Source organism: Actinoplanes derwentensis, from assembly GCF_900104725.1.
In the GTDB taxonomy this organism is placed as follows: domain Bacteria; phylum Actinomycetota; class Actinomycetes; order Mycobacteriales; family Micromonosporaceae; genus Actinoplanes; species Actinoplanes derwentensis.
In genome coordinates, this window is sequence record NZ_LT629758.1 from 5663109 (window position 1) to 5675308 (window position 12200).

At 70.1% G+C, this 12200-nt stretch carries 10 protein-coding genes; all 10 read right to left on the bottom strand.

The window, feature by feature from the left end:
• Positions 1–123: 123 nt before the first annotated feature.
• The 10 genes from BLU81_RS24930 to BLU81_RS24975 all read right to left on the bottom strand — a co-directional run bounded on the left by BLU81_RS24930 (position 124) and on the right by BLU81_RS24975 (position 12177).
• The gene (locus tag BLU81_RS24930; protein WP_092546889.1) at positions 124–831 is read right to left on the bottom strand and encodes a YggS family pyridoxal phosphate-dependent enzyme; all 708 of its coding nucleotides are present in this window, start codon (positions 829–831) and stop codon (positions 124–126) included.
• A 59-nt stretch (positions 832–890) separates the two neighbouring features.
• Positions 891–2021, bottom strand: coding sequence for a cell division protein FtsZ (gene ftsZ / locus BLU81_RS24935; protein WP_092546890.1), 1131 nt, complete (start codon positions 2019–2021; stop codon positions 891–893).
• A 294-nt stretch (positions 2022–2315) separates the two neighbouring features.
• On the bottom strand, positions 2316–3083 hold the full coding sequence (locus tag BLU81_RS24940) for a cell division protein FtsQ/DivIB (protein ID WP_231953493.1): 768 nt from the start codon (positions 3081–3083) through the stop codon (positions 2316–2318).
• Positions 3084–3088: 5 nt separating this feature from the next.
• Positions 3089–4525: a UDP-N-acetylmuramate--L-alanine ligase gene (murC, locus tag BLU81_RS24945; protein WP_092546891.1), complete on the bottom strand. Its 1437-nt coding sequence runs from the start codon at positions 4523–4525 to the stop codon at positions 3089–3091.
• A 29-nt stretch (positions 4526–4554) separates the two neighbouring features.
• Positions 4555–5658, bottom strand: coding sequence for an undecaprenyldiphospho-muramoylpentapeptide beta-N-acetylglucosaminyltransferase (gene murG, locus BLU81_RS24950; protein WP_092557599.1), 1104 nt, complete (start codon positions 5656–5658; stop codon positions 4555–4557).
• 50 nt (positions 5659–5708) lie between these two features.
• Positions 5709–7127, bottom strand: a complete 1419-nt coding sequence (locus BLU81_RS24955) for an FtsW/RodA/SpoVE family cell cycle protein (protein ID WP_092546892.1) — start codon at positions 7125–7127, stop codon at positions 5709–5711.
• Between the two features lie 111 nt (positions 7128–7238).
• Entirely contained in the window at positions 7239–7454 is a 216-nt protein-coding gene (locus BLU81_RS50875; RefSeq protein WP_231953494.1) for a hypothetical protein, read from the bottom strand.
• Positions 7455–8169: 715 nt separating this feature from the next.
• A complete protein-coding gene (gene mraY, locus BLU81_RS24965) occupies positions 8170–9288 on the bottom strand; it encodes a phospho-N-acetylmuramoyl-pentapeptide-transferase (protein WP_092546894.1) in 1119 nt (372 codons plus the stop codon).
• A gap of 4 nt (positions 9289–9292) precedes the next feature.
• Positions 9293–10675 carry a UDP-N-acetylmuramoyl-tripeptide--D-alanyl-D-alanine ligase gene (locus tag BLU81_RS24970; protein ID WP_092546895.1) on the bottom strand — a complete coding sequence of 461 codons (1383 nt, stop codon included), beginning with the start codon at positions 10673–10675 and terminating at the stop codon, positions 9293–9295.
• Positions 10672–12177, bottom strand: coding sequence for a UDP-N-acetylmuramoyl-L-alanyl-D-glutamate--2,6-diaminopimelate ligase (locus tag BLU81_RS24975; protein ID WP_092546896.1), 1506 nt, complete (start codon positions 12175–12177; stop codon positions 10672–10674). Before BLU81_RS24975 ends, BLU81_RS24970 begins: the two co-directional genes overlap by 4 nt.
• Positions 12178–12200 lie beyond the last annotated feature (23 nt).

The window sequence follows — 12200 nt, forward strand, 5'->3', positions numbered from 1 at the left end:
TCCGTTTCGGACCCTCGACCCGCTGCGACGCTGCGTCGTCAGACGCGCCGGCCGCCGATGCGGTGTGCCCGCATGGGACGTCGCGTAAAACAACACCTGTGTAGTTTGCTGCCCGCCGCAAGGCTACCGCAGCGAGTTTCGCATCCCGAGTAAAGATGTACCGATCCGTACGTGTGTCGCCCCGTACTCGACAGCGGCCTCCAGGTCGCCGCTCATCCCCGCCGAAACGGTGTCCGCACCGGGGTACCGAAGGGCCATCTGACCAGCCAGGACCTGCAGGCGCGCGAACGCCGGGCGGGGATCGGCACCGAGCGGCGCGACGGCCATCAGCCCGCCCAGGCGCAGACCCTCCGATGAGGTCACCGCGTCGGATACCCGCCAGAGATCATCTCCGGACACACCCCCGCGTGCCGGATCACTGTCGAGACTCACCTGCAGGAGCACCTCGATCGGGACCTCGCGGCCGGCGGCGGCCCGGCTCAGCGCCTCGGCCAGGCGCACCGAATCGACCGACTCGATCACATCGGCGTACCCGGCGACCGATTTCGCCTTGTTGCGCTGCAACTGCCCGACGAAGTGCCAGCGCAGCCGCACCCCCTCGGCGCGCACCACGTCCGTCTTGACGGACGCCTCCTGGTCCCGGTTCTCCGCCACGTCCGTGACACCGAGCCCGGCGAGCAACAGGACGTCGCTCGCCGGGTAGGTCTTCGTCACCGCGGTCAGGGTGACCGCGTCCGGCGGCCGTCCGGCCGCCACACAGGCACGCGCGATGCGTTCACGCACCCGCTCGAGAGAGGCGGCGAGCTCAGCGCGCCGTCCGGTGTCGGTCAAGGTTCAACCTTCGTGAGGGGTACGGGGGCATCGCGCGTGCGTCCGGGCACCGACTGTCGTCAGGACCCGTTCTTCAGGAAGTCCGGCACGTCCACGTCGTCGAAGAGCACCCGGGTCCGGGGCGGCGGCGTGGTCGTCGCCGGCGGCGCGGTGACCGGCGGCGGCACCGGCGGCAGACTGGCGCCCCCGGTGGACGGCGACGGAACCTTGCTGCGGACCGTCTCGGCCGGCTTGTAGGAGGGTGTGCCCCCGTCGAAGCCCGCCGCGATCACCGTGACCCGCACCTCGTCACCGAGAGCGTCGTCGATGACCGCACCGAAGATGATGTTCGCGTCCGGATGGGCCGCATCGGTCACGAGCTGTGCGGCGTCGTTGATCTCGAAGAGGCCCAGATCCGACCCGCCGGCGATGGAGAGCAGGACGCCGCGGGCGCCGTCCATGCTCTGCTCCAGCAGCGGGCTGGAGATCGCCTTCTCGGCGGCCTCCACGGCGCGGTTGTCGCCACGGGCGCTGCCGATGCCCATCAGGGCACTGCCGGCGTTGCTCATGACGCTCTTCACGTCGGCGAAGTCCAGGTTGATCAGACCCGGGGTGGTGATCAGGTCGGTGATGCCCTGAACGCCGGAGAGCAGCACCTGGTCGGCCTGGCGGAACGCGTCCATCATGCTGATGCCGCGGTCGCCGAGGGCGAGCAGCCGGTCGTTCGGGATCACGATCAGGGTGTCGCACTGGTTGCGCAGTTCGTCGATGCCGGCCTCGGCCTGCACCTGACGCCGCTTGCCCTCGAAGTTGAAGGGCCGCGTCACCACACCGATGGTCAGCGCGCCCAGCTTGCGGGCGATGTTGGCGACCACCGGCGCGCCACCGGTGCCGGTGCCACCGCCCTCGCCACACGTGACGAAGACCATGTCGGCCCCCTTGAGGACCTCCTCGATCTCGTCCCGGTGGTCCTCGGCGGCGTTCTTGCCTACTTCGGGCTGGGCGCCTGCGCCCAAGCCACGGGTGAGTTCTCGGCCGACGTCCAGTTTGACGTCGGCGTCGCTCATCAACAGCGCCTGGGCATCGGTGTTGATCGCGATGAACTCCACGCCTTTGAGCCCAACTTCGATCATGCGGTTGACGGCGTTCACGCCGCCACCACCGATGCCGACGACCTTGATGACCGCAAGATAGTTGTGCGGAGGTGTCATCGGGCTCAGCCTTCCCTTCCGGGGTTGGCGGATGTCGACGGCCCCTGCGGTCCCGGGAACCGCACTTCGACATCCACTGCCGTACAAGGGAGGGCGAGGAAACCCTCACCCTCTACTAGAGGTTCAGAGTTATGTCAACCATTCGAACCTCTCGGGGCAACGTATGCGGACATGCCCCCTGAGCCAAAGACCCGGAGCGGCGTGTCGCGTCCGCTAACGAGGTGAGTATCCGACTCACCCGTAACCTCGCACCTTTTATTGCGTTCGTCATTCTTTGTCCGTTTAGCCGCATAGTTAGCGAATGGTCACCACCGACGGCGCGCTGACGTCGATCTCGTCACCCTTCTGCCGTAGCAGAGCGGTGGCGACCGTGCTCTTGCGATCGCTCTTGGTGTCGTCGCCCCACACCACGACCCGGCCCTTCCGGAGTTCCAGGCGGATGTTGACCGCCCGGTCGACCGAGATCGCCACCAACTGCTCCCGCAACTCGTCACTGAGCGCCGCGAGTACGGTCAGCGCCGAGGCGGTGTTCGCGTCCCCACCACCCGGCGTGGCGAGACGGGCCAGCGGCAGATCCCCCGGCGCGGCGGCCACCACCCGGAACGGCACACCCTCGTCGTCGATGAGCTGGAACTGACCACCGGACGGCACCGCCGCCACCGGTGTGCGCTCCACCACCTCGATCACCACGCCCGACGGCCAGTCCCGCTGCACCACCACGTGATCCACCGCGGGCAGACCCCGTACCCGCGCGCCCACCCCGTCCAGATCCACCCGGGCCAGCGGAAGCTCCAGCCGCACCGCGGCGGCGTCCCGGACCTGGTCCGCGGTGAGGATCTCGGCGCCGACCACACGCACCTCACGGACGCCGAGCACCGAGGTCCCGTAGACCAGCCAGGTCAGCCCACCGGCTGACAGCAGCACCCCGGCACCGATCAGCCACGGCATCGCGGCACGCAGGCGCCGCTGCCGGGCCCGGGCCATGAAACGCCGGGCCGACGGCGGCACCGCGTCGGTGTCGGCCCGGACCAGCCGCCAGTTGCGTGTGCCCCCGCCCGCCACCGGCGTTACCGCCCCAGGTCCGGCTGGTGGTCCGCTTCGGCGAGCGCGGCCAGCAGTTCGTCACCCATCAGCGAGATCGGCGGAGCGCCCATGGTCACCACCACGTCGCCGGGACGGCTGCGGCGGATCACCTCGGCCGGCACGTCCTCCCAGTCCGGTACGAACACCTTGCGCTCGGCCGGCAGTTCGATCGCGGCGGTCAGCGCCCGGCCGCCCTCACCCGGCCCACGGGTCTCCCCCGGCCCGAACACCTCCATGCAGATCACCTCGTCGGCGACCGCGAGGCCGTCGGCCAGTTCGGCCTGCAGGTCCCGGGTGCGATAGACCCGGTACGGCTGGAAGACCACCAGCAGACGGCCGTCCCCGGCCACCTCACGCAGCGTGCGCAGGGCCGCCTTCACCGAGGTCGGGTGGTAGGCGTACTCGTCGTAGACCCGCACGCCCGCGGCGATGCCCTTGCGCTCGAACCGGCGGCGCACCCCCGGGAACGACTCCAGGGCCTCGGTCACCTTCCGCAAGTCGATGCCGAGTTTCAGGGCGGTGAGCACGGTGGCCGCGCTGTTGAGGCCCATGTGCGTGCCGGGCAGCGCCAGCTTGAACTCACCGAGCGGTTGGCCGTGCAGTTCGGCCCGGTAGCGGACCCCGCTCGCCGACGAGGTGATGTCGAAGATCCGCAGGTCCGAGCCCTCGGATTCGCCGTACGTCCAGACGGTCTTGCCCGCGGCCGTCAGGCCGGCGATGAGTTCCTCGGTGCCGGGACCGTCGGCACAGGTCACCACGAACCCGTCGGCCAGCGTGCCGAACTCCAGGAACCCGGCCTTCAGCGTCTCCAGGTCACCCCAGTTGTTGAGATGGTCGCCCTCGATGTTGGTGATGATCGCGACATGCGGCCGGTAGATCAGGAACGACCGGTCGTGCTCGTCGGCCTCGGCCACGAAGTGCGGGCCGGTCCCGTGGTGCCCGTTGGACCCGGCGGCCGACATCTCGCCACCGATCACGAAGGACGGATCCTGCCCGGCGTGCTGCAGGATCACCGTCATGATCGACGTAGTGGTGGTCTTGCCGTGGGTGCCGGCCACCGCGATGGTCTGCCGGCCGGTCATCGTCGCCGCGAGGGCCTCGGAACGGTGCAGCACCCGCAGCCCCCGGCGGCGTGCCTCGACCATCTCCACATGATCCTTCGGGATCGCCGTCGAATAGACGACCGTGTCGACGCCGTCGAGGTTGGACGCCTCATGGGCCATGTGTACCGTGCCGCCGAGAGCGCGCAGTGCCGCCAGTGCGGGCCACTCCCGCAGCTCACTGCCGGAGGTGGGTACCCCCCGGGTGAGCAGGAGCCGGGCCAGGCCGGCCATGCCGACCCCGCCGATCCCGATCAGGTGCACACTGCCCAGGTCCTCGGCGGTCGTCTCACCGGCCGGCGTCAGCTCCGCCGTGTTCACAGTCTTACTCCCTCGGTAATGCGACTCATTCAGTTCACGGCTTCCAATACGAAGCGCAGCAACTGCTCGTCACCATCGCGCCGGCCGTACCCGGCGGCAGCAGTGCCCATCGCGGCGAGCCGCTGCCGGTCCCGGGCCAGCGGGATGATGTTGGTCTCGATCCACTCCGGCGTCATCTCACTGTTGTCCACCAGCATGCCGCCACCGGACTCCACCACCGGCAGCGCGTTGCGCTTCTGCTCCTGATTGCTGAACGGATAGGGGACGTAGATCGCCGGCATGCCGAGCGCGGTCGTCTCGGCCACCGTGATCGCGCCGCCCCGGCACAGCATCAGGTCGGCGGCAGCGTAACCGAGCTGCATGTCCGACAGGTAGGGCACGACGACATAGGGGACCGGCAGGTCGTTCGGCACCTCGAAGGGGTCGTTGCGCGCGCCCTGCACGTGCAGCACCTGGATGCCGGCGTGGGCGAGCCGTTTCGCCGCCCCGGCCACCGCCAGGTTGATCGTGCGGGCACCGGACGAACCGCCGGAGACGAACAACACCGGCAGGTCCGGCCGCAACCCGAAGTGGTAGAGCGCCTGCGGGCGCAGCGCCGGGCGGTCCATCCGGGTGATCGCGGTCCGCAGCGGCACCCCGACGAGCCGGGCGTTGCGCAGCACCTCGGACTGCTCCAGCTGGTGCGGGAACCCGACGGCTAGCCGCTTGGTGAACTTCATCCCCATCCGGTTCGCGACACCCGGCGGCACGTTCACCTCGTGGATCACGATCGGCAACTCGCGGCGCCAGGCGGCCAGGTAGGCGGGCACCGACACGTAGCCACCGAACCCGACGACCACCTCGGCCTGCACCTCGTCGATGATCTCACCGGCCGCGGCGGCGGACTTGTACATCCGGTCCGGGGTACGCAGCAGATCGAGGTTCAGCGACCGGGGCAACTGGAACGCCGGGATCGACCGCAGGTCGTAGCCGGCCGCCGGGATCAGCTGGTTCTCCATGCCCTTCGGGCTGCCCAGCGTGGTGATCCGGATGTCCGGGAAACGGCGCCGCAGAGCATCGGCGAAGGCGAGCAGCGGATAGATGTGTCCGCCGGTCCCCCCGCCGGCGAGAACGATCGACCGCAACGGTGCCATGACCGTCTCCTTCCCCATCCGGCCGCCACACCCCCCACCCGTAGAGCGGACTAAGAACGTCTTCTGCCAGTACCAGCGGGTGCCCGGTTCCCGGAGTCCTTCTTCTGAGCCGAGGGGCGTGCCTGTCCCGGCCGCCTCGGCGGGGGGACCGGCGGCAGCGGGGCCCACACTAGTCGTACCCATCGAGGAGTCGGACGGGCGTTCAGGGCCCGCGCCGCGTCCGGCTCCGCACGGGCGAACGACGCCAGCATGCCGATCGCCGCCATCGTCACGACGAGGGCGGTGCCACCTGCGGAGATGAACGGCAGCGGCAGTCCGGTGATGGGCAGCAGCTTCACCACGCCACCCATGTTGATCACGGCCTGGGCGACCAGCCACGTGGTGATCGCGGTGGCCGCGAGCCGGCGGAACGGGTCACCGACCCGGCGGGCGATCCGGAAACCGGTGTACGCCAGCACCGACAGCAGCGCCAGCACCACCGTGCAGCCGATCACGCCCAGTTCCTCGGCCACGATCGCGAAGATGAAGTCGTTGCCGGCCTCCGGCACCCAGCCCCACTTCAGCGCGCTCTTGCCGAGGCCGACCCCGAACCAACCCCCTTCAAAGATCGCCGACCGGCCTTGTACGAGTTGATAGCAGTACTGCCCGGCCGAGGTGGTCGTCTCGCAGTCCTCCAGCGGCTGCAGGAACGCGGTCATCCGCCGCCACCGGTAGTTGTCCGCACCGGCCGTGCCGGACCCGGCACCGCGGGAGGCGGCCGCGATCAGCAGTCCCACCCCGGCCAGGCCGAGCACTCCCAGCGCGCCGAACACCCGCAGCCGGACACCGGCCGCCCAGAGCAGCCCGACGATCAGCGCCAGCAGCACCAGCATGGTGCCCAGGTCGTTGTAGCCGACCAGCACGAAGAGCAGGCCGATCACCGGGAACAGCGGCATCGCCAGCTCCCGCCAGTGACCGAGCGCCGGGCCCTTACGGGCGATCACGTCGGCACCCCACAGCACCATGCCGAGTTTGGCCAGTTCACCCGGCTGCATGCTGACCGGGCCGAAGTAGAGCCAGTTCAGGTTGGCCTTGATCGGGCCGATCGCCGGCTTCTTGATCACCTCAGCCGAGTGCAGCACGGTGATCGCGGCGAGCAGCGCCAGCAGGATCAGGGCCACCACCAGCAGGACCCGCCCGAGCACCCGCAGGGTGACCGCGGGCAGCCGCTGACAGATCCAGAACGCGACCAGACCGAGCAGCGCGTAGACGGCCTGACTGCTGATCTCGGTGAAGGCGTTGCCGTTCTCCGCGAACGCCTTCACCGACGTCGCCGAGAAGACCATGGTGAGCCCGATCAGCAGCAGCAGGGCACAACTGGCGATCAGCAGGTAGTACGACGACAGGGGCCGGGCCAGCACCCCGTGCACCGCGGGCAGCAGCTGCCGGCTCAGTGACGGGCGGTCCTTCTGCGTTCGGTCGTCCGCCATCCCCCCATCATGGTCGCCAGCCCACACGACGCCCCACACTGTCGATGGCGTGTCGCAGCGGCCTTTGTCATGTGCGACACGAAAAGCCGTCGGTACTCCCTACGGCAGGGGCTACCTGACGCACACGGCCCACGCCGCTGCCGGCACGGTCAGGGCGGCGGAGAACTCCAGGACCCATCCACGGGAGTTGTCCGGATAGCTCCGGTAGGCGTAAAGCGCCCTGTCGGCGGGGTCGAGGTTGAAGCCGCCGTTCAACGCGGTGCCGGTGGTGCACGGCAGCACGAAAGTGCTCGCGCTGGTCGCCAGGCTGGTCGGCTGGAGGGTCACGGTGATACCGGGACCGGTGGGACCGACCGGGCCGGACGGTCCAGCCGGACCGGTGGGACCAGCAGGGCCCGTGGGACCGGACGGGCCGGTAGGACCCGCAGGCCCAGGAGAACCGACTGGCCCGGACGGGCCCGCGGGTCCCGGAGAGCCGACAGGACCGGACGGGCCGGCGGGCCCCGCGACTCCGGAGGGGCCGGGTGCGCCGGACGGCCCGGTAGAACCGGCCGGACCCCGGGAACCCATCGGACCGGCGGAGCCGACCGGCCCCGCGGAACCGTTGGGGCCGCGGGAACCGGCAGGCCCCACGGACCCGGCCGGCCCTGCGGAACCGTTGGGGCCGCGGGAACCGGCGGGCCCCGGTGAACCGGCCGGCCCGGCAGGGCCTGGTTCGCCTGCCGGGCCGATGGCTCCTGGCGGACCTGCTTGGTTCCACCAGCGCAGACTCTCGCCTTTACGGCATTTCGTGGTGTCGGCGGAGACCAAGCGCAGCGCGCCGGTCTTCTTGTTGACGCACCCTTTGATCACGACCGGGGCGGCGGCCGCCCGGACCGCCAGGGGCCGGGGGCCGGGCTGGGAGCCCGCCAGCGCCGCAGTGGTGCCGGCAAGTGCCAGCATCCCCGCGGAGGTACCGATCGAGACGAGTACAACCCGTGGAATCACCTGGTCAGCCTAGGAAGACCAGGGCCTCGCGTGAGGAGGATTCCGGTTATCGGGCCTAGCCCATGACCGCCAGGTGTTCGCTGTAGAACAGGCCCAGGCCGATGGCGGCGCAGATACCGGCGATGATCCAGAAGCGGACCACGATGTTGACCTCGCTCCAGCCCGCCAGTTCGAAGTGGTGCTGGAGGGGGGACATCCGGAAGACGCGCTTGCCGGTGGTCTTGAACGAGATGATCTGGATGACCACCGACATCGTGATGATGACGAACAGGCCGCCGATGATGATCGAGAGCAGCGTGGTGCGGGTGGCCACGGCCAGGCCGCCGATCAGGCCGCCCAGCGCGAGCGCGCCGGTGTCGCCCATGAAGATCCGGGCCGGGTTGGTGTTCCACCAGAGGAAGCCGACACACGCCGCGGCGGCCGCGGCAGCGATCATCGCGATCTCCAGGGGGTCCCGGACCTGGTAGCAGTGCAGTGCGGTCTGGGAACCGGCCTCGCCCACGTAGTTGTTGTCACCGCACCAGTGCCGGTACTGCCAGAAGCCGATCAGCGAGTAGGCGCCGAGGACCAGGATGGACGCGCCGGTGGCGAGGCCGTCGAGGCCGTCGGTGAGGTTCACGCCGTTGGACATCGCCATGATCACGAAGACGAAGACCATGACCGAGCCGACCTTGCCTACGTTCAGCCAGTCCACGTCCCGGATGAAGGAGATGTTCTCGCTGACGACGGTCTGGCCGTTGGTGCTCGGGAAGTTGAGCGCGGCGATACCGAAGGCGGTGCCGATCAGCAGCTGGCCGAGGAGCTTGCCCTTGGCGCTGAGACCGTCCGAGTTCTTCTTGCGGACCTTCAGGAAGTCGTCCAGGAAGCCGACCGCGCCACAGAACACGAAGAGACCGAGCAGGACCAGGGCGGTCATGGTCGGCTTCTCCTGGGCGATCTGCCGGTCCGGCAGGGTGGTCAGCGCCAGGTGCCCGGCCACGTACGCGAAGACCGTGGCGATGATGAACGCCACGCCGCCCATCGTGGGGGTGCCCCGCTTGCCCATGTGGGTCTGCGGGCCGATGGTACGGATCGGCTGTCCGGCCTTGAGGGCAGAGAAGACCTTGATCGCGATCGGGGTGCCGAACAGCGAGATGAGAAAGGCGACCGCGGCCGCGACGATTACTGCCCTCACGGGCTCAGACCTCCTCGGAACGCCGCAGCCAGTCGGCGACGTCCCACGTGCGGTAGCGGGAACCCTTGACCAGCACGACGTCGTCGGCGCGCAGGTCGGCTTGCAGGATCTCGATGGCGCCGGCCTGGTCGGCGGCGAATCGGGCGGTACCCGTCCAGTCCGGCACGCCGGCGGCGCCGTCCAGGATGGGGCGGGCGTTCTCGGCGACCGCGATCAGCCGGTCCACGCCCAGTTCGGCGGCGAGCCGCCCGACTTCGGCGTGCCCGCTCGTCTCGTGTTCGCCGAGCTCGGCCATGTAGCCGAGCACGGCGATGGTGCGGCGTTGCGAACCCATCGCGGCCAGCGCTCGCAGCGCGGCGGCGGTCGACGACGGGTTGGCGTTGTAGGAATCGTCGATGAGGACGACCCCGTCGGGGCGGGTGACGACCTCCATCCGGCGACCGGACACGATGCCGATCTCACCGAGCGCGACGACCAGGTCGTCGAACTCCAGTCCGGCGGCCAGTGCCACCGCGGCGGCGGCGAGAGAGTTCGCCACCTGGTGTTCACCGGCTGCCGCGAGCTGGACCCGGCCGGACTTCTCGCCGGAGATCAGAGAATATGAGGCTTTTCCGTAGTTATCAACATCCACATCCGTAGCGCGCAGCGACGCGGTCTCGGCCCGGCCGGTCAGGACCACCGACGCGGCGGTACGCGAGACCATCGCCGCCACCCGCGGGTCGTCCGCGTTCAGGACCGCGACCCCGGACTCCGCCAGCGCCTCGACCATCTCGCCCTTGGCCTGCGCGATCACGTCCACCGAGCCGAACTCACCGATGTGCGCGACACCCACGTTCAGCACCACGCCGATCGACGGCCGGGCGATCTCGGTCAGGTACCGGACGTGCCCCGGCCGGCGGGCGCCCATCTCCAGCACCAGGAACCGGGTCTCCTCGGTCGCCTGGAGCACGGTGTACGGGAACCCCAGCTCGTTGTTGAGCGAACCGGGCAGCGCCACGGTGGGGCCGAGCCGGGACAGCAACTGCCCGATGTAGTCCTTGGTCGTGGTCTTGCCGGACGAGCCGGTCACCCCGACCACGGTCAGCTTGTCCAGCCGGGACACCACCGCCCGGGCCAGCACGGCCAGCGCGGCGAGCATGTCGTCCTCGATGACCACGCCGGGAAACTCGGTCTCCCGGGTGCTGAGAACAGCGGCCGCGCCCGCCGCCACGGCGGTACCGGCGAAGTCGTGGCCGTCCACCTTCTCCCCAGGGAACGCCACGAACAGCCCACCCGGGCCGATCTTGCGAGAGTCGTACTCGACACCACCGGTCACCTGAACGGAGGCGTCGCCGACGACGCGGCCACCGGTGATCGTGGCGATCTCACCCAGAGTGAGAGGGATCATGCTCGAGCCTCCAGTGCGGCGGACAGTTCGATACGGTCGTCGAACGGCAGCACTTCGCCGTTGACCTCCTGGCCCTGCTCATTGCCCTTGCCGAGCACGGCGATGACGTCACCCGCCGAGGCCATCCGGACGGCCTCGGCGATCGCCGCCCGCCGGCCCGCGACCTCGATCACCTTGGCCGCGGAGTGGGCGGCCTCGGCTCCGGCGCGCACGCCCGATCGTACGAAAGCGGGGTCCTCGGTCCTGGGGTTGTCGTCCGTGACGATCACCAGGTCGGAACCGTGCGCCGCGGCCTCGCCCATCAGCGGCCGTTTGCCCTGGTCCCGGTCGCCGCCGGCGCCGAGCACGCAGATCAGCCGCCCGCCGCGGGTGTCGGCCAGGCCACGCAGCGCGGCGAGTGCCGCCACGATCGCGTTGGGCTTGTGCGCGTAGTCGACCACCCCGAGGACCTCGCCGGCCGCCTCGACCTGCTCCAGCCGGCCGGGTACGCCGCGGCAGGCCGCGATGCCCGCGCCGGCGACCCGGGCGTCCACTCCGGCCGCGACCAGCAGCGCCAGCGCGAGCAGCGCGTTCGCCACGTTGTGCAGGCCGGGCAGGGCGACGCCGGTCTCGACGGTCAGCCCGTCCGGCCCGTGCGCGGTGAAGGTCTGCCCGAAATCGGACGGCTGGATGCCGGTGGCCCACCAGGTCGCGTCCGGCGAACCGGAGGCCGAGTAGGTGATCGTCGCCGGTCGCCGCAACGGCAGCAGCGCCGGATCGTCGAAGTTGAGCACCTCGGCAGCCGACCGGCCGTCGAAGAGCCGGGCCTTGGCCTCGAAGTAGTCCTCCGAGGTCGGGTGGAAGTCCAGGTGGTCCTGGCCGAAGTTGGTGTAGCCGCCGGCCGCGAACCGGATGCCGTCGGCCCGGCCCATCACCAGCGCGTGGCTGGAGACCTCCATGACGACCGCCTCGACGCCACGCTCGACGCCATTGGCGAGGATCGCCTGCAGGTCGGTGGCCTCCGGGGTGGTGCGCACGCTCTTGACCACCAGGTCACCGAGCCGCGTCTCCACCGTGCCGACCAGGCCGGTGACTTTCCCGGCGGCCCGCAGCCCGGCCTCGACCAGGTAGGACGTGGAGGTCTTCCCGGCCGTCCCGGTGACCCCGATCATGGTGAGCCGCCGCGACGGATCGCCGTAGATCGCCGCCGCCGCCGCGCCGAGCACCGCGCGCGGATCGTCGGCCACCAGCACCGGCAGCCCGGCGGCGAGCGCGCGATCACGCCCGGCCGGATCGGTCAGGACGGCCACCGCGCCGGAGCGGGCGGCGTCCGCGGTGAACTCCGCGCCGTGCCGGTTCGCACCGGGCAGGGCGGCATAGAGATCACCCGGACGGACTTCTCGACTGCTGTGTGTTACACCGGTGACCGGGACGTCACCGCCGGTCAGATCTGCCGGTAGCAGCTCCGCGAGCCGTGCCAACAGGCAAGGGCCAACGGTCTCGGGACGTGGAATGCCGGACACGGCGTCAGACCCTACCCCGTCCC